The following is a 23725-nucleotide window of genomic DNA, read 5'->3' as shown; positions in this document are numbered from 1 at the left end:
GATCAAGGCCTGTCTCGTCGAAAAGCCCCTCAGGACTGATGATCGGATACAAGGCGACTTACTCGACTTCTTTCCCGAATACATGGTCGCCCAATGTGCAGACAGAGGGCAAGTCTACCTTGCCCTCTATCATTCAAGCATTTGGATTCGAGAGAGGTTACAGCTAGTTAGAAGTCACTAAGATCCTTATCTCCCAACGGAATCATCCGTTCGGGGTGGATTTCTTTCGCTTTTGGAAGGATCGCCGTTCGTTTTCCGACCTTGCCGGAAAAAACCGTAAGGCTTTTGCTCCCATGAACCGCCGGGCCACGTCCAATGGGTTTGGCTGCCCGTCCGTTGCTCGAACCTCTTCCGGTCTCACCGACCAGTGACAGTAGTTCCGCGACGTATATCTTCATCTGTTCGGCCTGAGCGTTCATTTCCTCAGAGGCGCCGGCGTTTTCCTCGGCGTTCGCGGCGTTCTGCTGCACCACCTTGTCCATTTCCGCCACCGCCTTGTTGGTCTGCTGTATGCCTTGGGCCTGCTCGTTGGACGCGGCGGCGATTTCCCCCACCAGCTCACCCACCTTGGCGGTGCTTCGTGCTACTTCGGAAAACGCCGAGTTGGTCCTGTTCACCAACTCGGAGCCGTCCCGCACTTTCCGCCGCGTACCTTCGATCAGTCCGGAGGTGCTCTTGGCGGCTTCCGCCGCCCTCATGGCGAGGTTTCTCACTTCATCGGCCACCACGGCGAAACCGGCTCCGGCCTCTCCGGCCCGCGCCGCTTCCACCGCCGCGTTGAGGGCCAGAAGATTGGTCTGGAAAGCGATTTCGTCTATGGTTTTGATGATTTTCGAAGTGTCCTCGCTGGCCTTGGAAATTTCTTCCATGGATGATGTCAACCGGCCCATGGAGTCGTTGGCCTGGCGAACCGTTTCGTTGGCCTTCGTCATGAGATCGTTGGCCTCCTTGGCGTTCTCGGCGTTTCGAGCGGTCATGGAAGCCATCTCCTCCAAAGATGAGGATGTCTCCTCGAGGGAGGCCGCCTGTTCCGAGGAGCCTTCAGCCAGGGATTGACTGGCGGACGACACCTGACTCGAGGCCGACGAGACCTGATCGGAGCCCTCGCTGAGTCCTTCTATGATTCTTCGCAACGTCTTTAGCAGGTCCCGGATATTAAGGACGTTAAACAGAATGACCATTACGATGGCGATGACCGCGATGACGCCGATGAGCCAGACGCGGTTCAGCAGATTCTCAGCGGCCGTCGAATCGCTCACCACTTCTTTTTCATCGATTTCGGCCAGCAACGCCCAGGTCGTTTCCCCGATTTTCAAAGGCGCGTGAGCGGACAGCACCGGGTTGCCGTTGTAATCGATGACGATCTTGCGCCCCTCGTTCCCGGCGAGGGCTTCACGGGAGGCCTCCGTGTCCACCCTGCCTTTGACGGGGTCGGCAAAGGAGGCTTTGACCGAATGGGTCCGGGGATCAAGATAAGAATCCGATCGCATCAGCTTGTCGCTCCCAACTAGATAGGTCTCTCCGGTTCTGCCCATGCCGGAACGTTCCTGCATGATGCTGTTGATGGCTTTGATGGAAAGCTGAAGCGCCACGATCAGCTCTACATCCGCTCCCCGGAGCACCGGCTGGGCGATAAAGGCGGCGGGTTCCCCATTGGAAGGCGCATAGGGCTCGAAATCGGCCGTGCCGAATTCTTTGGTTTCCAACGCCCGCCTGACCAGTTTGCCGAGCCCGGTGTCCTTGTATTCTCCATCCACCATGTTGGTTCCGTAATCCGCCTCATGAGTCACGGAATAGAAGACCCTGCCTTCGGGATGAATCAGAAAGAGGTCGTAGTATCCGTATGCATCGATATACTTGGCATAGAAATCCTTCTCTTCCCCTGCCAGCTTGGGGGCAATGGCTTCTTCAAGATCGATCCTGGAGATGCAGGCCCAGTTGAGACCCGGCACGCTCAATGGCTCAAAGGCCACCATGACCAGCTTGCCCTTACTATCCGTGAAAACGTCATGGCCGGTTTTTCCCGAAAAGGCCTCCTCGATATAACGGGTCTTTATATCCGTGATGTCGTACCCTAGGACAAATTTTCCATCGCCCATGGTTTTCATGTCGCTCCGGAAAGTGATCCTTCCCTCCTCTTCCGCGATCAGATAGGTCTCGCCGGTCTTACCCATACCGGCGCGATCCTGCACAATGGCGTTAATAGGAGCCGTGGGCAGCCGAAGTGCGACAACGCCCAGAGTATCGTCCCTGTTTTTCACCGGCGCACCAATAAAGGCGGCATGACGGTGATTGGAAGGGGCATAAGGCTCGAAGTCCTGAATCGCCGCCCCCTTCATGGCCTTCCGAAAGCAGCTTCCAAGCGGGCTGTCTTTCAGCTCGCCGGTCACCACATTCTGACCCAGATCGGACTCCTTGGCCACGCTGTAAACAACATCGCCATTTTGGCAAATCAAAACCAGATCGTGGTATCCGTACTCCTTTTGATAGTGTTTCATCCACGGTTCGTAAGACTCTTCCACGGCTTTCCAGAGCTCTCCTCCCGTCTGACGGTTTTCATTCTTAAACGCCTGTGCAAAGGATTCCATAGCCGAGGCCACGGTATCATTGGCGGACAAAACGGAGACGTCCGCCATACGCTCTTGAAAATAACCTTCGATTTGATGTTTCTTGATACTTTGAACCACCTTCAGCTTGTCAAAAGCCCCTTCGCGCAAGTTTCGGACGTTCTCCACCAGGACGCCCAGGTCGCCTTTGCGTTCAGCGAAGAATTTCTCGATCTGCGCCTTCTTGATCCCCCTGACGGATTCGAGTTGTGCGAACCGATCTTCGATGAAGGACTCCCTGGCCGTGGAAACAGCCATAATCCCAAGAATGACAAAAGGAACCAGCGCCGCCAATGAAAATAGAAACGTGCTCAAACCCAGCTTTTTGCCTATGGTCAATTTCATCCTGTTTTTTCCTCCTGTAACCTTTTTCAAACTCGGCTCTAGTGGTGCATCACGGGGGGGGGTGGGTGAACAGCCTCGGTCCGTGTCAATCGTTCAAAGCGTTTCTTTCGGTCGTGGCCCGCTCATCTCGACGCATCCATACAGCAAAAAATATACCGGAACAATGACGTGTCGTAGAACAATTTGATATAATAAATATTTTAGATTTTATTCCAACCCCTGAAAGGCGACGAAAACCTGTCACGTTTCACACCATGGTTGATGCCGTCTGCCGCAACGGCCTATCGGAGACGGCTTTTAGTGATTGCGGAAAGAATTTCCTCCTCTGAAACAGGGGGCTTGGTCAGGTCTGGGAGGATCATCACCGTCTCGTCGGACGAGTGTGACAAAGAGCGTTATGGCGTCATTCCGGCGCGTTTGGTCTGAAAATCAAGTTTCAGGTTGTTCATTCCGAGTCCCGTTCCACAATCCTGTCGACGGCGGGAAAGAGGATGTAGCGATAAATGTAAACGGAGAAAGGAACGCCGAGCAGCACGCCCCATATCCCGAACAAGCTGTAGCCGAGGTAGAGGATGATGAGGGTCAGGATGGGATTGATCTTGAGAACCGCGGAAAAAATATTCGGATTGAGGATGTAGGCTTCCACGACGTGCACCACGGCAATCATACCGACCGCCTTCAGCGCGAGTATCCATCCCTGGCTGTTGAAGGCCAACAGAAGAATGGGCACTGAAGAAATGAAGGTCCCCAATACCGGAATCAACCCGGCGAAAAAAACAATGATGGATAAAAGCGCAACGGGTTCGATACCCAGCAGCCATAACCCCAGTGCGGTCAGGGCCGTGTTGAAGGCAGCGATGAGAATCTGGGCCTGGAAGGCCGCTCCGACCACCATGGCGAATTGGACCACGCTTTCGGCCGTTTCCTCATAAATGGCCCGGAATCGCGTGTGCTCGAGGGATTGGGTCCTTGTGCTCAAATTCGGCAAATCGAACAGGATGAAAAAGCTGAACAGGGTGCCCAGGAAAAAATAACTGACGTAGTGCGTGACTTTATTGAGGGTCTTGCCTATCGTCGCCACCAGCGTTTCGCGATTGACCCCCAGCATGCCCTTGATGGTAAGGGTATCTTTGACGCCGAGGAACAAAGGCGCCATGTCGGGCTGTTTTCGGGCCAGTTCGTCCAGCCGTTCATGTAAGGTGTCCAGGGATGCCGGAAATTGGTTTACAAAGATGGTCGTCTCGGAGGCGATGCGCGGCATCACGATGAACAGCACGCCGGCCACCAGACATACGAACACGATGTAAATGATCACGAGATTCAGCCGCCTGGAGATGGGTAGGCGGCGCTCCAATCTCGCTGTAATGTTGTTGAAAATATAGCAGAGAATGAAGGTGAGGAATACAAGCCCGAACAGCTTGCGCACCAGAAAAAGCAGCACGAGAAAAGCCGACCAGATGACGACTTTCTTGTTGGTCCGGATCGTTTCATAAAGATCGAGCGCCATGCGGGCCCTCAGTTTCAGCGAAGCGATAGGATTTTCTCGGGTTCTGGAGTTTGTTGAATATGAACCGACCCGACTTCAGGGTCAAGAACTAAAACAGGCTCACGGTCGTGTGGTCCTGTTTCATTATTCGAGGAGCAGGGGACCCAGGATGGCGCCCGCTGGAAAGACCGGTGCACGCGAAAGCCGGTAGATTTTCCCTTCGGCGTAGCTGACTACGTACAGCTCTCCGTCATTACCCTCCCCGAAGGACGAAATCAGGAGTCCTGTGTCCACCAGCAATTGAGTGGTCGGAATCCCCCCCTGGCTGAAAAGCCCCCAGATTTTGCCTGTGCAGTAATCGCCGTACATGTAGGCTCCTTCCAGTTCAGGGATGCGACTTCCCCTATATACGTAACCGCCCGTCACTGAACACTCGCCGGCTGTATGGTCGTACTCCGCCACCGGAGGCGTGTAGTCGCCCGCCGGGCCGCAGCCTGCCAGGTTGTATGGGTGAGTTCCCTCATAGCAGCGCCAGCCGTAGTTTTTACCCACGTCGACTACGTCGATTTCTTCGTAAGCGCTTTGTCCTACGTCACCGGCCCAGAGCCGGCCGTCGACCCGATCGAAGCTCCACCGCCATGGATTGCGAAAGCCATAGGCGAAAATCTCCGGGCAACCCGGTCCTAGCCCACATCCCGCGCTGTTTGAAAAAGGATTATCCGGTGGAATTCCGTAAAGGCTTCCCGTATCGACGTCGATTCGCAACATGGCTCCCAGAAGCGAATTCGTGTTCTGAGCCTGGTCCTGGGGATCTCCTCCGGACCCACCGTCACCAAATCCGATGTACAGGTGACCGTCCGGGCCGAAGGCCATGTTCCCCCCATTGTGATTGGTAAACGGCTGCGCAACGGTCATCAGAACGGTTTCCGAATTCGGGAGGAAGCTTTGTCCGTCCGGCGAACTGTTGAATCTGGAAATGACCGAATTACCCGAGGTGTTCGTGTAGGAAACAAATATCCGAGGAATCGCGGGAAACATGGGATGAAACGCCAATCCCAGCAATCCCTGTTCACCCGCGGCTGAGGCGATTTTCGCAGTGAGGTCCGCAAAAACGACGGAAACGGCGTCACCCCTCCTGAAGCGTTTCACGTAGCCCTGCCGTTCCAGCACGAACCATGTTGAAGGGTCGTTGGGAGCCTGAAGAAGGGCCGTAGGTTGGTTGAAGATCAGTGGAGAGAACGCAGGCAACACACTGATCATCGCGGAGCCTGGCTGCGTTTCCGCCGCGATGGGGATACCCCCTTTGGCGAGCATCGAGAAGGCCAAAACCGAAAAGCAAGCGAACAAAAGCAGAATCTGCCGTTTCTTTCTACGAGCAGCATTCAATGTCTTGCCTCTCATCTGTACCTCACCTCGATTCACTCATCGGGCGAGCGTAAAGGTCACAAGAAAGCTTCCCAAACGCCGTCCGTCAGAATGTACCCAGGACGGTTCAACGGATGTTCCCACCGATCCGCTGAACCGTCATAATGATTTAAGCTATTTAATTTACTAGTAATCATTGTTGAATAACACTCAATGCCGAGGGGCGGCCCATCGCGTTTCAGACGTGACTTCATCTTGATATAATTGGAAAATCACTTAAAAGCTTGATAAAAGGGATAAGAATCCTTATCCTAAGAAAGAAGCCTTCCCTGTGGTCCGCTTTTTTTCTCTCATTCCCGACTTCAAATACGGATGAGGACTGCTTACATTCAAGATGTAAGAAAACTCTTTTTGACAGAAGTGAGGACAAATGAACGATTTTTATCAAAAGGCATTGAAACTATGAATGAAATGGCAATAAAGGAGATCAATGAAGAAGTCACCTCAAGAAGCAAACCTCGGAAAATGGAAGAATCCAATGTGGAAAGCAATCCCGAGTCTGTGAGTTCTGAAGAAGAAGGTCGTTCCCAGCGCAGACGGCCATCGAGGAGAAGGGTCAAGAAGATCCGTCAAATCGAGGTGGCTCCGGCGGCCGAGGACGTGGAAAACCATTGGGACCTCTCCCAGTTCAATGTGCCGCCGGTAGAGGGCAGAACCCGCTTTCACGATTTCGATCTTCCCAATCCCATTTTGCATGCGATCAGCGATCTTAACTTCGAGTACTGCACGCCCATACAGGCCGAAATCCTGCCCAGCACCTTAGCCGGCAGGGATGCAAGCGGCCGGGCCCAGACCGGCACGGGGAAAACGGCCGCCTTCCTGATCAGTGTGCTCACACGCCTGCTGAACAACCCCATCGAGGGTGAAAGAGAACCGGGGACGCCTCGGATCCTGATCCTTGCCCCCACGAGGGAACTGGTGCTTCAGATCTCCGGAGAGGCTCGACAGCTTGCCAAATACTGCGGCCTGAACATTGTTTCCGTGTTCGGCGGCATGGATTATGAAAAACAGAGGAAGCAATTGGGCGCCGGTCCGGTGGACATCATCGTGGCAACGCCCGGAAGGTTGCTCGACTTCAAGCGCCGGCAAGACATAACCCTAAAAAGGGTTGAGGTGCTGATCATCGACGAGGCCGATCGTATGCTCGATATGGGTTTTATCCCGGACGTCCGCAGTATTATCTACAGCACTCCGACCAAGGATAAACGCCAGACCCTGCTTTTCAGCGCCACGTTGACCGAAGAAATCACCCGCCTCGCCTCCGAATGGACGCGCAATCCGGTAAAGGTCGAAATCGAACCCGAGCAGGTCGCGGTCGATACGGTGGACCAGATCGTGTACATCGTGACCATCGAAAAGAAGTTTGCGCTGCTGTACAACATCATCAGCCGGCAGAATCTGAGCCGTGTTCTGGTCTTCTGCAACAGGCGCGACGAGGTGAGGCGACTCTCGGAGACGCTGACCCGGTACGGAATCAACTGCTCGGAGCTTTCCGGCGATGTTCCCCAGAAGAGACGCATCCGCCGTCTCGATGAATTCAAGAGCGGAAAGATACGGATTCTGGTGGCAACCGATGTGGCCGGGCGGGGAATTCACATCGAAGGCATGGATCATGTCATTAATTTCAAATTGCCGCACGATGCGGAGGACTATGTACACCGCATAGGACGGACCGGCCGGGCCGGCGCCAGTGGCACTTCCGTCAGCTTCGCCGATGAAGAGGACGCCTTGTACCTTCCCGCCATCGAGAAGTTCATGGGCCGCGAATTGAACTGCATCACCCCGGATGAAGAATGGCTCACACTTCCTGAAACGGTTCCCGGAAAGAAAGGGCCACGTTCGAGTGGGTCGAGGCCGCGCACCGGAAGAAGAACCGGTGCAAAGAGATAATCATTCACGGGAGGCGACTCTTTTTCAGGAGGCTTCTCCCGCGCCACCTGAATGCACAGTCAAAAAGATCTTCCCCTACTGAGGCCCTTCCATGAATTCATTGACCTACGCATTCGGAGGATCGAAATAAGGAAAGCCCCCTTTGTGGGAGGCTTTCCGGATTGCGGTGGGAGAAGGTGTGGGACGCCGGGTTACACTCTCCGGTTCCCAAGCCCAATGTGTGTTCACAGAGGTCTTACTCCGCCACCTTTACCGCCGCCTCCGGCGAAACGTCCAGTACCTGAAGGTTCGTCGGACTTCCCAAAATGCACTTTCGGATCATTGGGAAGATAGCGCCCCAACTCTCGGCCGCGGTTCCGAATCCTTCGTTGGTGGTCCATCCCAGAATCTGAAGCGAGTTTCCAAACGGCGCCGTATTCCGTAAGCCATCGAGAGAGCAGTTTACGTTGACGGGCAGGAAATCCGAGATCGTGTTTCCGTTGGCGCAATTGTACAGGCTCGCCGTGGGATTGGCGGCCAATGGATCCGCTACGTTTCTCCAGTAGTCGATCATGCGCTGCCTGGCGCCCGGATTCTCGATCTGGCGGGTGTGAAAATAGATGTACCCTGCCGACACGTCGGCCACTACTTCGTCCAGCCGGTGGATGTTCAGCTCGTCCGGTACCACGAGTGGAAACGAATGACAGGCTTCCTCTTCGTCGCACACCACCAGCACCACCTGTCGTCCCGTCGAGTTGGTGTCCATCCAGAGCACCAGTCGGTTGTTGAAACCGGTTATGCTTCCGCCGATAGGGTTCCGGAAAAAACGCCCGAACAGCATCATGCCGCCGCGGTCCTCGTCCACGAAAGCCTCTCCGCCGTCATAAGGTAATTGGTCACAGGAAGGATTTCGCGCCAACCAGGTGTCGTCACTCGTAACGGCTTTCCCCGTGGTCAGGAGCTGGGAGTTCAAACAGGAAACGGCGTCAAAGCGTTCGTACACAAAGCCTAGGGTATCCAAATTGATTTCGATGAAGAACTCATCCAGGCTGCATTGCCATAAAGCCGAAAAAAACGGCCCTTGCGTATTCCCGGAGAGATCCCCGAACATGTAGTTTCCTCCTACCCACCACCATGGCCGGTTCCAAAAGTCGGCGGAAAAGGACAACATGAAGGCAAGCTCGATGCTGTTCGAGTAGAGAATGGAAGATTGTACCGTTACCATGGAGTATCCGTCCGTGCGGCCGTCCAAAAGGTCCACCACGTAGACCCAGCCGCCCAATACGTTTTCATAGGCATGGGGGTAACTCAGCTCGAACGGCCGGCCGGCGCCCACGGGCGTCAGCACCACCGTGGCTGTCCAGTAGCCTCGATAACGCTCTATTTCCACGCCATCGATGGTGACTGCTTCGGTTACCTGATTTCTTTGAGTGGAAGACATGCCGCTACCGAATGTGTTTTCGACAATGTCCCGAATGCTGGCGTCGCTCCATACGTCCCATGGAGACAAGACCAGGTTTCGGTCCCACACGTGGTTGCTGTTTACGTCCCAAATGATCAGGTGAACTCGAAAACGGTTTCCTGGAACGGAACCGATGTCCAGGGTAGACATATTGACGATTACGGGCAGCACATTGTCCGTTCCGTTTTTGTCGATGTCGAACCAGCCCATAACCATGGAGCCCAATGTCGGATCGGGGACTCCGAAGGCTCCCGGACCTGTAATAGGGAACCCCTGGGCCGACGACAGATTCGAAAAACCCATCGAGACAGCGGCCAGAACCGCTAGGCTCAGCACTATATATCTTCGTTTTTCCATTTCTTACTCCTCCATCCTCCGGAATTCTGCGCACACCCTGTCACGCTATCCGGTTCCCAGTCTTCGAGAGCCATTCGCGGGCGCTGGACCTCTTCCAGCAGGTCGCCAACCGGCCTCCCGAACTAACGGTAAGATTTCAGAACACTTACCGATATATATGTGCAGTAGTTCATATATCCTTGTTGCTCGTATAATATCCATGTAATACTAGAAGGCAAGCCTCCCGTCGGTGTTTGTGGTTCCCACTCAGGAGCCCGCCATAAAGCTGCACAACGTTAGGTTTCCGAATGGCCTGCAAAGGTGTTTTCTCCGTACAAGGCGATACTCTTATCATGAACCGCAGGAACGCCTTGAACAAACGTTGGGAAAGGCCAAAGTGCACGCGGTTCTCCGGGATGCGCTAGTCAAGCAGTTGAAAGAGATCTTTTACAAAGAGGCCGTGGCGTGTTTTCCGGAAAGTGAACATTCTGCACCCGTCGTCCGGCTGATGACGTAATCCGGATGGAGCAGCCCGCGGAGGGCGCGTATTTGAGGCCTGTTGCGAGGGATTAACGTAGGGTAGGGTTATTAGTTGGGACTTGGGCGACTGCGGCGCCCGGCCGTCCGATTCGGCTCTAATTCGGGAACGTCAGCCCCTTTGAGAGCATTGAAACCAATGCCAACCGCTCTCAGCGCACCGCCGGAGCGCAGTTTCAATCCTCGGCCGCGGGTATGTACACTTTCCCGGTGGCCATAAAGTAGATGTGCTCGGCCAGATTGGTGACGTGGTCTCCAATCCGCTCGACGGCCCTGGAGGCGTTCAGCAAGGCAATACAGGGTTCAACGCATTCCGGCTCGCCCGACATGAGGATGCTGAGGGTTTGAATGACCTGTGAGTAGAGCTGATCGATCTCTTGATCCTGCTGCCAGATCTCGACGGCCAGTTGCGGGTCCGAGTCCTGATAGGCCCGGGCCACTTTGGATAACATGGCGCAGGCGATTTTGCCCATGGCGGCGATGATGTTGACCGGCTCTTTCACCCTGTTCTCACCCAGTTCGAGGCTGCGTTTGGCGACGCTTGAAGCATAGTCCGCGATGCGTTCCAAATCCGAGGCCATGCGTGAAGAGGCCAGGATGTGTCGCAAATCGACGGCCATGGGTTGCCGCATGGCCAGCAGGCGAAGGGTGCAGGCGTCCACCGAGGCCTGGAGCTGGTTTACTTTTTGGTCGCGTTCGATGACCTCTTTTGCAAGAGTGTAGTCTCTGTTTGAAAGGGCAAGGACGGCGTTGTCGAGTTGATTTGCCGCCATATCGATCATACGGATAATGGCCTTCTCCAGCTTGGCCAGTTCTTCGTCGAATACCCTCATCGTGTGCTTTTTCAACATAGTTGTCCCTGAATTTAGTGCTTCCCGCGGACGAGTTAACCGAACCGTCCGGTGATATAATCTTCCGTTAATTGATGCAGCGGTTGGGTGAACATACGCTCCGTGGAGCCTACCTCGATTAAGTCTCCGAGGTGAAAGAAGGCTGTTCTCTGCGATACCCTCGATGCCTGCTGCATCGAGTGGGTCACGATGGCGATGGAATACCGTTCGCGGAGCTCGTAGATGAGATCCTCGATAATGGCGGTGGCAATGGGATCCAACGCGGAGCATGGTTCATCCATCAGGATCACTTCCGGCCTGACCGCAATCGTGCGAGCAATGCACAGGCGCTGCTGCTGGCCCCCGGAAAGGCCGGTACCCGGCTGGTGAAGACGGTCTTTGACTTCTTCCCACAGACCCGCTCGGTTAAGTGACGTTTCCACGCACTCGTCCGCCTCATGCCTGTTGGTAGTCAAACCATGAATTCGAGGCCCGTAGGCGATGTTCTCGTAGATGGATTTGGGGAACGGGTTCGGTTTCTGGAAAACCATGCCCACCTGGGCCCGCAAGGGTCCTACATCGAGCCTGGGGTCGTAGATGTCCTCGCCGTCCAGAGCGATCTCACCGGTCACCCGGCAGTTCTCAATCGTGTCGTTCATGCGGTTGAGGCACCGAATGAAAGTGGACTTGCCGCATCCCGAGGGTCCGATCATGGCGATGACTTCATTGCATCCGATATCCAGAGTCACGTCCTTGATCGCTTGTTTTTCGCCGTAATAGACATCGACGTTGCGGCAGCGCATCTTGGGATCCGGTGATTCCGGTTCTCCAACCGTATCCCTGATCTCCCTTGGTACGAGATACCGGCGTTGCAGCTTCTTGCCCGCGCCGTCTTTGTCCTTGTGCGTCCAAGGCGTATCCGCGTCTTGCCTCGTTTGATTCATAGTACCTTGTATCCAGTAACAAACGGTTTTCCCTGCGGGTTCCCGGAGCCGGATCCAAGGATCCGATTCCGGGCATGGACATCAGTGCTAATCTATGTCGGAGCAGGAGATGGTCTCGAGCTTCTCGGCGGCCTGACGATACTTGGCGCGTTCGGCCTCGGGCATCGGAATCATGCCTTTGTCCGCCAGGTATCCTTCCGGTCCCCATGCCTTTTCGCTGGTGAATTCATCGATGTACTCCATTATACCGGGAATCGCACCCGCGTGCGCTTTCTTGACATAGAAGAACAGAGGCCGCGACAGAGGATAGGCGCCGGATGATATGTTTTCAAACGTTGGGACAACGCCGTCAACGTGAGCTCCCTGGATCGCGTCCGTGTTCTGGTCCAGGAAGCTGAATCCGAAGATTCCGTTGGCATTGGAGTTGGCCCCCAGTTTTTGCACGATAAGGTTGTCGTTCTCACCGGCCTCGATGTAGGCGCCGTCCTCGCGGATAGTATGGGCAATGGATTTGAACGTCTTTTTGTCCTCTTTCTCGAGAGCCTTGATCCACCCGAACTCTTTAGCTCCTTCCTCCATGGCCAGCTCGACGAAGGCGTCCCGGGTTCCGGAGGTCGGAGGGGGACCCATCACCTCGATCTTGTGGTCGGGAAGGTTCCGGTTGATCTGATTCCAAGTTTGGTAAGGATTGGCTATCGCTTTTTCACCACCGTCGGGATCGGGCACTTCTTTGGCAAGGGCCAGAAAGATCTCCTTGCGGGTGATGTTCATGGGTGCGGCCTTTTTCGAGTTGGCCAACACAATGCCGTCGTACCCTATCTTGACTTCCACGATTTCCTTCACGCCGTTTTCAGCGCATTTTTCACATTCGGACTTTTTGATGCGTCGGGAAGCGTTGGCGATATCCGGATGCTGGACTCCTATACCGTCACAGAACAGCTTCAGGCCGCCGCCCGACCCGGTGGACTCGATCTTCGGGGTTCGAAACTTGGTCATTTTGCCGAACTGCTCGGCCACGACCGTGGCGAACGGGTAGACCGTCGAGGATCCCACGATGCCGATGTGATCCCTCGAACTTTGAGCCGATGCCACGGCCGCGATGAACATAAACGAGAACAGGGTTGTGAGCACGATCCATCTTCTGAACATTCCTTCTCCTCCTTTGGGTGGTTGGGGGCCGGACCGAAGTCGGTCCTTCCCTCCGGATCTTCATGTTAGAGTTATTATGGAGTCTTCCTCATTACCACCTGCGCTCGAAGTGTTTGCGCAATGTGACGGCCAGAGCGTTCATGACGATGAGGAAGGCCAGAAGAACCATGATGGCGGCCGAGGTCTTTTCAACGAAGGCGCGTTCGGGGCTGTCCGCCCACAAGTAAATTTGAACCGGCAACACCGTGGCCGGCGAGGTTATCCCGGTAGGAACGTCAACGATAAATGCCACCATTCCGATCATCAGCAATGGAGCCGTCTCTCCCAGGGCCTGCGCCATACCGATGATGGCGCCCGTGAGGATACCCGGCATGGCCAACGGGAGCACATGGTTGGTCACCATTTGCATTTTCGATGAGCCGATACCCAGAGCGGCCTCTCGGATGGAGGGAGGCACCGACTTCAGTGCGGCTCGTCCGGCGATAATAATGGTGGGAAGGGTCATCAGGGTAAGGACAAGGCCTCCCACCAAAGGCGCCGAGCGGGGCAGGCCGAAAAAATTGAGAAACACGGCCAGGCCCAGCAAGCCGAATACAATGGAAGGAACGGCCGCCAGATTGTTGATATTGACCTCGATGAGATCCGTCCATCTGTTTTTCGGCGCGAACTCCTCGAGGTAAACCGAAGCTGCCAGCCCGATGGGAAAAGAGAGCAAAAGGGTGACCAGCAGAGTGTAAAAGGAACCCTTGAGTGCGCCGCGGATGCCCGCCAGTTCCGGCTCTCTGGAATCACCCGCGGCAAAGAAGGCTTTATTGAAACGCACGTCGAGTCGATTTCGTTGACTCAGGGCATCGATCCAGGCCAGTTGCCGGTCGGTAAGCCTTCGCTCTCCTTCGGCCACATCCCGGCGGTAATAGCCTTTCAGGGCCATGTCCACGTCGTCGTCGGCCGGAACCCAGACTTCCATGGTTTTGCCCACCAGATCGGGGTCTTTCAGGAGCATTTCTCTAAGCTGAAAAACCGCTCCGGGACTTACCATGTCGTAGAGTTCACGACGATCCTTCCGGCCTTTCACATCCGGAAACAGATAGTGAAGCGATCGTTTCACGAGGAGGTGATAATCGGCTCTGGACAGATCGCGCCCCACGATTTCCCGGTCAAAATCGATTTCGAGACGCACAAAGGACTTCTTGAAGGCGCTGTAACCGTTCATGGAAATGCTGAACAGCAGGAATCCGAGAAAACCGAGACTCAAGACGATGGCGCCGAGTCCGTAAAGCCGGAAGCGACGTTCGGCCTGCCGTCGTTTGACCATGCCCTGTTTGACAATATCGATGGGCCGCGTTTTCACGGGCGCGTCCATTACACTTGGTCCGATCCACATGTTCTCTTCGCCGACGTTACTCATATTGCTCCCTGTATTTTCGAACGACCCGAAGGGCGATCACATTGAGGCCCAGGGTAACCAGGAACAGCACCAATCCCAGGGCAAAAGCGGCCAGTGTCTTGGGGCTGTCGAATTCCTGATCGCCGACGAGCAGAGTAACAATCTGTACGGTCACCGTGGTGACGGTCTCGAAGGGATTGGCGGTCAGGTTGGCCGACAGGCCGGCGGCCATCACAACGATCATGGTTTCAACGATGGCCCTCGAAACAGCCAACAGGACCCCGCCGACAATGCCCTGCAAAGCGGCGGGCAGCACCACGTGCTTGATGGTCTCGGACTTGGTGGCCCCTAAGCTGTAGGCGCCGTCCCGCAAGGCTTGCGGAACGGCGTTGATCACGTCGTCCGATAGGGAGGAAACAAAAGGGATGATCATCACGCCCATGACCAGACCCGCGGCCAGGGCGCTTTCAGAAGAAACATCCAGTCCGAAAACGGATCCGCTGTTTCGGATTATCGGCGCAACGGTCAAGGCCGCAAAGAACCCATAGACTACGGTGGGAATGCCGGCCAGGATCTCCATCAACGGCTTGGCGGCCGTTCGAAACTTTTTGCCCGCGTACTCGGACATGTAAATGGCTGAGAACAGGCCGACCGGGACCGCCACCACCATGGCTATGGCGGTGATCAAGAGCGTGCCGGCAAAAACCGGTATGGCTCCGAAACTGCCCGACGAGCCCACCTGATCGGCCCGAATGGCCATTTGAGGGCTCCACTCGAACCCGAACAGAAAATCGGTCAAAGGAATGATTCTGAAAAACCGAATGCTCTCGAACAGGACCGAAAGTACAATACCCACCGTGGTAAAGATGGCAATGGTCGAGCAGAAGATAAGAATAAGGGTGACCACGCCCTCCACTTGATTCCGGGCCTTCAGCCCCGGAGAAATGCTCCGGTACACCAGAACCGTGCTGAACAGGACGATGCACAGCAGAATCACACCCAAAGCCATCGCGCCGGTGCCGCGAAGCCGGTTGTAATGATCCGCCGCGTGCCGAATCACGGGCCCGGTCTCGCCGGAAGCGATGTTGCCTTCCGCCACGTTCTTGATGTCATTGATGATCAGACTGAGGCGTTCCGGAGGGAGTTGCGGCATTTCAGCGGGCAGGACGGAAATGACCAGGTGGGAGACGATGGCCGGCTCCATGGCCAGCCAAGCCCCGTAAAGGATAATCGCGGGTATGAAGCACCACAGGGCCGTCAACGCTCCGTAGTACGCGGGACGGGAATGCAGGACGCGGGATGTTCGACCGTCCCCCCGCCACGCTGAAAGCGCGCCTTCTACCGATCATGTAGACGATGGATGACAGCGCAAGGAGACCAATGAGGATATGGCTTTTCGAAAACATGACTCTTCTTTTGCCTCTGAATGGGTGCGGGACACACCGCTGTTTTCCGTCACGGCCTCTGGATGTTTCCGGGCTCCTTGGGGTTGGTTGCCCGATGGAGGGTCCATGTCGCTTCCCAAAATTGATTTCTTGATGTCTATTAAAGCTTATCTATGGCCGATGTATGATCCGATTGTTACGATTGCGTGAACTCAACCGCCGGGTTCCTGCTTTTACCTCCCTCTGTTGGCCGAGGTGTGATCCGGATGTTACGATTGTATGAACTCGACCGGCCGTCCTCGATGTTGTAGTATAAAGGTGGTTGTGGAGACGGTTTCCGCCGGATGCGTTGAGCGGTAAATCTCTCCCCCTTACCGGATTCACCACGCAATTTTACTTTATGAAATCAGATTACCCGGGGGAATCATCCCAATGGCTTCAATACCAGCAGAATCAACCGTAACTCTAAGCGTGACCGTCCGTCCGGGCTCTTCCGGCCTCTTCAACCCGTTGCTCCAGAGCGGATTCAAGGTGAGAGCCGCACTGGGGTCGACGATCGAAACGTTTCTCCGTGAACGACTGGGCCTGGACAAGGAATATGTTCAGAACCGCATCCAAACGGTCTTCATGAACAACAAAGCCGTGGATGATCCTGCTAAGGCAACGATTACCGAGGGAGCGGTTCTGGCGCTTTCGGCCGCATTACCGGGACTGGTGGGCGCAACTCTCAGAAAGGGAGGGTATTACGCGGCCATGCGTGAGGGAATCAGTTACGGCGCCGCAACCACACAGGCCTCCGGCGGAGACACGTGGGTGCGGGTGAAGCTGTTCAATCTGGTGGCCAAAGACCTGGGCGCGGCTTTTCTGGAACGGGGTATGTATGTGGAAGGCGCGTCGCTCGATGATTTTTTCGAACGTCAGTCTCCGGACTTCTGGTCCGGATGCCGCCGGATCGAACTGGACGGCCGGGCGCTGAGCGCCGAGGAACTGCGGCGGATTATTTGGAAGGATCGGAAAGCCCCGGTATTATTGAAGGTGCTTCAGGAAGGATGATGCTGAACACCGGCAAGTGGAGGGGTAGGGGAGCCTCGCTTCAAAAAGGCTCCCCCGCGAAACTTAGAAGTCATCGAATTCCTTCTCATCCAGGGGGATGACCTGTTCGGGATCCACTTGCTTCGGCTGGTGGGCGGATGTTTTGTCGGCCGGAGCGGTTCTCGTGTGAACGGCAAGGGCTTTTGCCTCCTCGGCATCGGGATGCCGATCCGGCTTCTTTTTCCGGATTGTGCCGCGTGGTCTACGGCGTTGTCCATCCGAAGCAGTCCGGCCGCCGACCAGGGCCACCAACTCGCCCACAAACCTCTTAAGGCGCCCGGCTTGAGAGTTCATCTCCTCTGAAGCGCTTGCCGATTCCTCTGCATTGGCCGCGTTCTCCTGCGTGACTTTGTCCATGTCGGCCACGGCCTTGCTTACCTGATCGATACCTTGGGCCTGTTCCGCGGATGCAGTGGCAATAGCGGCCACCAGTTCACCGACTTTGGTCGCGTTTTTCGCCACTTCCGTGAACTCGTCACCGGTCCTTCGCACCAGGTCCGATCCGGCCTTAACTTTCATCATCGTTTCCTCGATCAACTCCGCCGTGCTCTTAGCCGCTTCCGCTGCGCGCATGGCCAGGTTTCGCACTTCGTTGGCCACCACGGCAAATCCGGCCCCCGCTTCTCCGGCTCTGGCCGCCTCGACCGCCGCATTCAGAGCCAGTAGATTGGTCTGGAAGGCGATTTCATCGATGGTCTTTATGATTTTCGATGTCTCCTCGCTCGCTTTGGAGATCTCCTTCATGGAGTTGGTGAGGTCGTCCATGGAGCTGTTGGCTTTGGCAACCACCTGATTGGCCGTCTTCATCAGGTGGTCGGCCTGACCGGCGTTTCCGGCATTCTGTTTGGTCATGGAAGCCATTTCCTCTAGAGACGCCGAGGATTCTTCCACCGAGGCCGCCTGTTGCGAGGATCCTTCGGCCAGCGATCGGCTCGCGGAGGATACCTGGTCCGAGGCGGATGAGACCTGGGTAGCGCTTTGTGATAAACCGTCTATGACTTTCTTGATCGGTTTGGTGATGACCCGATTGACCAGAAAACACATCGCGATTCCGATGAGAATCGCCCCCAGGAGGGCGGCCAGGGTAGTAATGCTCGCCATGCCGGCCACACGGCCGGCGGTGGCCAGCGTACCCTTGAGTTCTTCGTTCGCCTGTTGAGTTGATTTGCCTAATTCTTGGTTTTCTTTCCGGCTCTGCTCGTTCGCCGCGAGTATCGTCTCACGGTTCATCTCGATGCGTTCCGAGTTTTGGATCGCGGACTCGGACTTGACAATGATCTCATCTTGTCGAGCGAGCGTTTCCGTGACGTCGCGACCTACCGCAAGGATGCCTAAAAACCCGCCCTCGTCGTCCAACAACCCCTGGTAGGCGACTTCATACGTCAATCCTCCGGCTTCGACTTCTTTCACTTGAAGAAAATCGTTACGTACGGAACGTCCGTCGAGGATCTGGTTTTCCCCCCGGGCCTTTTCCATCAAGGCGGCCAATCGCTGATTGAAATCAGCGGCCAGACCATCTTCTATGGGGATGTCCTCCAGTATGTCGCCCTTTTGATCCACAAATGTCGAATATCGCGCTTTCCCGATCTTTCCATTGGCATCGGCGACAAAAAGAGCCAACCGAGCCCCCAGATCGTCCGAAAGGAAGCGCAGCATATCCAATTTGAACCAATATCCGCAAACAAGCAGCCCCAAATCCAAGCCGGAATCGGTCTTTAAAAAAGCGGCAGCTCCCAGGGCCAAGTCGTTCCCTATCCGGTCGATGCTCTTGGTGAGGCGGTTTTCTCTAATGGCTGCTTGAAAGAGATAGGAATCGGACAGATCCGCGTTGAACAAGACTTCCTCGTTTGAATACAGACCCTTGCCTCGAAGGTCGCCTTTCAGGCCGAGCACCGTGTAAAAGTTCGCGTTCGCGGAAGATACCAGGGCTCCAACAAAATCGTTCAAAACGCCCTGGTCTTCGTAAGGATCGACGCCGGCGCCCAACTCGATTCCCGGATCACCGCCCATATCCTGCACGCCGGCGGAATAAAAACCGGCGGCGCTTTCTCGAACGTCGCGGGATTTTACGGCCGCATCGGCCAGGAACTTGGCCGAGTCGATCCGTCGATCCAAGAGCTTTAGAGCCGTTCCGGCCAGTGCACTCAGATTGGTGCGAAGCGCCTCTCCGGCCGACACATTGGAATCCTGGATCAATTGCCGCATGGATTTGAATTCTTCGCCGAGTTCGGCGGCCATGTCGCCCATCTTGGCGGCGTTGGCGCCGGCTTCGTTCAGCTTCTCGCCGAGCCCCGCCGTTCGTCCCATTACGTCACCGGCCGTGCCCGCAACGTGTTGGAGTAAGTCTCCCTGTTTTCGCACGGACCATAAAGCGACCACCCCAAGTATGACGGTACACAGGAGAAGGAGCGAAATGATTGCGATCATTTTTTTGTTGATGCTATTGAACATTCCATAGATTCCTTTCCGTGGGACGGTCCGGCGCTTCGGATCAACGGTGAAGAATGCTTCGCGCATACATGATGTACACACCCGTGCGGCAAACCCACGCCCGGTATCGAGAAGGCATCGTACGGTTTGAACGCCAAAATCGAAGGGCAAATCTTTACCGGATCCATCTCACGCCCATCCCTCTTTCGAGGCATTTGCGGGAACGCCCGGCCGGGGAGAAAAGGTCCGGGACCGGACTACGGCCCGACAACCGGGAAGATACGTTCGACGGATCCACCCGGCCGCCGGCGCGATCGGAATCGAACAACGCCGGCGTTCCCTGGAAGCGGGCGGGCTGCACGTGAGGCTCGAATAAAGAGACGGCGGCAACCCGCTCGGATTCTTCGTCGCCCTGCCGGGCCTCTATTTCATGAAATCATCCGCGGTCAATCCCCAGCTGAATATCTCCGTGCCGTGCCACTGTTTACAGGTGTCCGCGTATTTGGGGTTTTTCAACATCCTCTCGACGGCTTTGTCCATGAGGTTGCCGAGGTCCTCGTCTTCCGCGCGTGTGACGGCCGAATAGATGTACGGTCCGATAGGTTGGGAAAAGGCGTGGATCTTCTTGGACCATCGTTTGGAATCGTTGGCCACCCACCAGATGATCCCGAGATCGATGACACCGGCGTCCACTTCGCCGTCGGCGATCATCTTGTAAATCACCGGCATCTCGTCAATCTGCAGGATTTCCTTCACTGCAATCAAGGGGACCGCTTTGCCGGCCCTGTTCATCTCGGCCTCGGTTTCGCTTTTCGGGAACGTTCTCTCGATATCGGTCTTGCCTTCGTCGGCAGGCACATAGATTCCGGCGCGTCGCATGACACGGCGGACGGCGGGGTCGTTGATCACCACCACCTTTTTATCAGCCAAGGAACCGGCCTCCGCCGTCACGTCCTTGACGGGTTTGCCGTCCATTTCCCGGCAGCAGACCACGGGTCCAGTATCGAGGTACGGGCGGGAATAGCGGACATTGTAATGGGCATACATGGGACTCGGAATGACGGCGGAAAAAACCACATCGTATTTCCCGTCCCGAAGCACTTTGATGATCTGGCTCCACTCCTGATCGACAATCACGGGTTTAACCGTCTGCCCGAGGTCCTTGGACAGCTCCTCGGCCAGAATGTCGGCAAGGGCCACTTCAAGACCGGTGAGCTTGCCCTTTTCCTTGAAGCTCAGGCCTTCGAACGACAGATACATGCCGATGCGGATCTGTCCGTCCTGCTTGATTTGAGCCAGCGTCGCACTTTCGGCCGCCCGCACATCCGTTTGAGAAACCAGAAGAACAAGGGCCGCAAGTACGGTTGTCGTGATGATGGTGAAATACCCGGGAACGGGAATCTGCCTCATTGGTTGTCTCCTTTCTCTGAGAAGGTTCATTAGACGATTTCGTGATTTGAGCACGTAACTCGTGTCCATAGAGCGGATTTCCAGCAACGTTTCTGTTTCACCTCCTGACTCGCCCATCCAAAGGACGGAACGCTCACGCCCGCTACCCGGACGTTCATCTCCACGGTAATCTCCAGCCGGTCCGTCTTTGCCCGACAATGCCGACGGCGGCGCGTTGGTAAACGGAGCCTTTTCAGAACCAGTGGGTAGCAAGAAATATGCCTACAATGCAACGTGTGTAACTATCCAAATTTACGCGAATGTTTACATTGCCCTCTCAATCGGCCCTACGGAATGCTCAACTTCTGCGCAATCCGTGGAGCTTGGAGGTACATTTTAGCGGGATCGGGCGGGCTGGACTTCAAGCGTTGTGAGGCGCCTATTCAGGGAATCAGAACCGGCTTCCAGTTCGAGTGGCGAGCACGGGCCAACGTTGGTGCGTATTGAGAAATCATCCACGAGGAGGGAGAAGGACGTGGCGAGGGTGTTTCTTCGCCGACCGCCGTCCCGGAGCCCGATTGAAAAGTCTTGGGAGGGGTTTGGTCCCGCCGCGGCGGGATTTCTCGGAAGGGTTCCCCAACGATCATCCGAAAAACCACTTTCACTTGACACCGGGCGATGGTACGGCCTACTCATGAGGGCGGAATCGATGACCATTTCGCCTGTTGGAAGGAGCAGATCCCATGAATGAAGAGGAAGCCGGACGCAAGCTGCTGCAAGTCATCCGGAATGTCGCGGAAGGACACTATTCCAACGACATTATGGAATTCACCAGGGACGAGTTTCCCGAATCCATGCGCACGGTGGCCGAGGCCATGGGTATGATGATGGTCAAGGTCGAGGCGCGCGAGTTCCGTCTCGAAGGGCTCATCGAGGAGTTGAAAGCCCTCAACGAACGGATCAAACGGAACGCCATCGGCGCGGTTTCAGCCATGGCCCAGGCCTTGGGCGCCCGGGACATGTATACGGAAGGGCACACGACACGGGTCGCCGACTGCGCGAGGAAGATGGCCCTCAGGCTCGGCATCAACGAAGAGCAAGCCGAGTTCGTGCGCATCGGCGGGCAGTTGCACGACATCGGCAAAATCGGCTTCAGCGATCCGCTGTTCACCGACCACGGCCTGAAGAATACGCCGGAGCTGGTCAAGGAGATCGTCAATCACCCGAGGCTCGGGGCTGAAATCCTCAAGGATCTGGACTTCCTGGGTCCGGCCCTCGATTATGTGCTCTGCCATCATGAACGCATCGACGGAAGCGGCTACCCCCGCCGCCTGAAAGGCGACGATGTTCCGCTCGGAGCCCAGATCCTCGGCGTGGCGGACAGCTTCGACGCCATGACCACGGACCGGCCGTATCAGAAGGGGATGAGCAAAACCGTGGCCATCGAGAAACTCCAAGCACAGGCCGGCAAGAAATTCCGGGCCGACATTCTCGACGCCCTCGCAGGAGTGGTGGAAGAGTCGGAATAATTTGGGATAACTTGAACGATGCGGCTTGGATGAACATTTGACCTAAAGGAGGGTGCTATGAGTGAGGAATCTTCCGGGTTGCCCGCTATCCGAACAATGCTCCCCTCGGATCTCGACCGAATCATTGAAATCGACATCAGGGTTCTGGGCAAGCCCAGGCCCGACTATTGGAAAAAGCAGCTCGAACTCGTGGAAAAACGTTCCCAGGTATCCTCCCTGGTGGCTGAACTGGACGGCAGGGTGATCGGTTTTATTATCGGTTACCCGAGCATGTGGGAATACGGCGTTCCCAATAAAATCGGCTGGATCGACACCATCGGCGTGGACCCGGACTGCCAGAGAACGGGCGTCGCAAGGATGCTGTTCAAGGAAATGGCGAACAGCCTCAAGAAAGCGGGAGTCGTTACCATCTATACACTGGTCACGCGCCGGGACTGGGTTCTCTTGAAATTCTTCAACAGCATGGGCTTCCAGAAAGGCGATATGATCAACCTCGAGTTGGATATTTAATCAAATGATGTATAACCAGGAGGTACTGTTATGAAGGACTGGACCAAACTGGCCCAATCGATCAATCAATTCGTCAAACCGCCGACCATACCCGTGGGCATCAAGTTGGTTTCATCCGCCGGCGAATTCCCGGCCAAAACGCGACGCCCCCTGTCCGATCTCGGGTTCAAGACCACGATTTGCGTGTCCATCGCCATGGCGCGCAAATACGGGTGGACCATCGGATTGACGCCGGAAGACAACTATTGCCCGGTTTCCGAACTGTTCTACGGCTGGGCCGACACACCGGGCGAGAACGAAACTTCGCTGTTCAACTTCCTGAAGTCCCTGAATTACGGCGTTAATGACAACGCCCTGTCCCATCTGATTGCCTCGTCGACCCGCTACAAGCTCGAGCCGGGCCGATGCGGCGGAATCGTGGTTTCTCCCATGGAACTGGGACGGATCGACCCGGACCTGATCATGATCTTCTGCAATTCAGCTCAGCTCATGCGCCTGGTGCACGCAGCCACCAGGGAGACGGGTGATGAGTTGACGTCCGTTTTCAGCGGGCGGTTCGGGTCGTGCAACGAAGGGATTCTCCGCACCCTCCAAACGAACCGGCCCGAAGTCGTGGTGCCCGGAAACGGGGACCGCGTCTGGGGAATGGTCCAGGACGATGAAATGATCTTCACCATACCGGGACACGATATCGAACGGGTTGTCGAGAGCCTCGAGGTGACCCATCGGGCCGGTGTCCGGTACCCCATACCCATCGACGTCCGGCACGAGCCGAACTTTCCACCCCAATTGATGACACCCGGTCCCGCCGGAAAATAGGTGCGGGGGATGGTTGGGGAAAAACTTTCGAGAAAGTAGGGGCGTATTGCAATACGCCCCTACATGCAGGCCTCACCGCCTTCGGCGGAGAGGCTTGTGCCGTTCCGCGCCCGGCAGACTCCATGGTCAGCCGGGTAGGCTGGGTTAGCGAGCGGAGCGAACGTAACCCAGCGAATCCGTAGGCGCACGGATCAT

General features: G+C 55.8%; 15 protein-coding genes and 1 pseudogene. 5 read left to right on the top strand and 11 right to left on the bottom strand.

The features are described 5' to 3' along the window. Positions 1–167: 167 nt before the first annotated feature. The 3 genes from HY788_19330 to HY788_19320 form a co-directional block, all read right to left on the bottom strand. Positions 168–1976, bottom strand: coding sequence for a methyl-accepting chemotaxis protein (locus HY788_19330; GenBank protein ID MBI4776302.1), 1809 nt, complete (start codon positions 1974–1976; stop codon positions 168–170). A gap of 1420 nt (positions 1977–3396) precedes the next feature. After that, positions 3397–4458, bottom strand: coding sequence for an AI-2E family transporter (locus HY788_19325; GenBank protein MBI4776301.1), 1062 nt, complete (start codon positions 4456–4458; stop codon positions 3397–3399). A gap of 123 nt (positions 4459–4581) precedes the next feature. Further along, the gene (locus HY788_19320) at positions 4582–5751 is read right to left on the bottom strand and encodes a PQQ-dependent sugar dehydrogenase (protein MBI4776300.1); all 1170 of its coding nucleotides are present in this window, start codon (positions 5749–5751) and stop codon (positions 4582–4584) included. A 522-nt stretch (positions 5752–6273) separates the two neighbouring features. Here HY788_19320 and rhlB point away from each other — a divergent pair. Further along, a complete protein-coding gene (gene rhlB / locus HY788_19315) occupies positions 6274–7752 on the top strand; it encodes an ATP-dependent RNA helicase RhlB (protein MBI4776299.1) in 1479 nt (492 codons plus the stop codon). 235 nt (positions 7753–7987) lie between these two features. On the opposite strand, the gene HY788_19310 is transcribed toward rhlB, so the two are convergent. The 6 genes and pseudogenes from HY788_19310 to pstC form a co-directional block, all read right to left on the bottom strand. Next, positions 7988–9550, bottom strand: coding sequence for a hypothetical protein (locus HY788_19310; GenBank protein MBI4776298.1), 1563 nt, complete (start codon positions 9548–9550; stop codon positions 7988–7990). 692 nt (positions 9551–10242) lie between these two features. After that, positions 10243–10917 (bottom strand): phosphate signaling complex protein PhoU, encoded by a 675-nt coding sequence (gene phoU / locus HY788_19305; GenBank protein ID MBI4776297.1) that lies wholly within the window; start codon positions 10915–10917, stop codon positions 10243–10245. 35 nt (positions 10918–10952) lie between these two features. After that, positions 10953–11840 (bottom strand): phosphate ABC transporter ATP-binding protein, encoded by an 888-nt coding sequence (locus HY788_19300; protein ID MBI4776296.1) that lies wholly within the window; start codon positions 11838–11840, stop codon positions 10953–10955. Between the two features lie 87 nt (positions 11841–11927). Then, on the bottom strand, positions 11928–12989 hold the full coding sequence (locus tag HY788_19295; GenBank protein ID MBI4776295.1) for a PstS family phosphate ABC transporter substrate-binding protein: 1062 nt from the start codon (positions 12987–12989) through the stop codon (positions 11928–11930). 91 nt (positions 12990–13080) lie between these two features. Further along, positions 13081–14352, bottom strand: a complete 1272-nt coding sequence (pstA, locus tag HY788_19290; protein ID MBI4776294.1) for a phosphate ABC transporter permease PstA — start codon at positions 14350–14352, stop codon at positions 13081–13083. A 37-nt stretch (positions 14353–14389) separates the two neighbouring features. Next, positions 14390–15782, bottom strand: a pseudogene (pstC, locus tag HY788_19285) (phosphate ABC transporter permease subunit PstC). A gap of 411 nt (positions 15783–16193) precedes the next feature. Here pstC and HY788_19280 point away from each other — a divergent pair. After that, positions 16194–16814: a hypothetical protein gene (locus tag HY788_19280; GenBank protein ID MBI4776293.1), complete on the top strand. Its 621-nt coding sequence runs from the start codon at positions 16194–16196 to the stop codon at positions 16812–16814. Between the two features lie 63 nt (positions 16815–16877). Here HY788_19280 and HY788_19275 read toward each other — a convergent pair whose 3' ends face one another. Together HY788_19275 and HY788_19270 are read right to left on the bottom strand one after the other, a co-directional pair. After that, a complete protein-coding gene (locus tag HY788_19275) occupies positions 16878–18509 on the bottom strand; it encodes a chemotaxis protein (protein MBI4776292.1) in 1632 nt (543 codons plus the stop codon). A gap of 1197 nt (positions 18510–19706) precedes the next feature. Continuing rightward, positions 19707–20693: a transporter substrate-binding domain-containing protein gene (locus HY788_19270; GenBank protein ID MBI4776291.1), complete on the bottom strand. Its 987-nt coding sequence runs from the start codon at positions 20691–20693 to the stop codon at positions 19707–19709. 722 nt (positions 20694–21415) lie between these two features. Between HY788_19270 and HY788_19265 the strand changes: the two genes are divergently transcribed. The 3 genes from HY788_19265 to HY788_19255 are packed head-to-tail and all read left to right on the top strand — an operon-like array spanning position 21416 to position 23530. Beyond that, positions 21416–22201, top strand: coding sequence for an HD domain-containing protein (locus tag HY788_19265; protein MBI4776290.1), 786 nt, complete (start codon positions 21416–21418; stop codon positions 22199–22201). Positions 22202–22258: 57 nt separating this feature from the next. After that, on the top strand, positions 22259–22711 hold the full coding sequence (locus tag HY788_19260) for a GNAT family N-acetyltransferase (protein MBI4776289.1): 453 nt from the start codon (positions 22259–22261) through the stop codon (positions 22709–22711). A gap of 30 nt (positions 22712–22741) precedes the next feature. After that, complete coding sequence (locus tag HY788_19255) at positions 22742–23530, top strand: DUF169 domain-containing protein (protein MBI4776288.1); 789 nt, start codon at positions 22742–22744, stop codon at positions 23528–23530. The last annotated feature ends 195 nt before the right edge of the window (positions 23531–23725 follow it).

The sequence above is a fragment of the Deltaproteobacteria bacterium genome, from assembly GCA_016208165.1.
Lineage (GTDB): Bacteria > Desulfobacterota > Desulfarculia > JACQYL01 > JACQYL01 > JACQYL01.
This window is presented reverse-complemented; position numbering and strand designations above follow the sequence as displayed.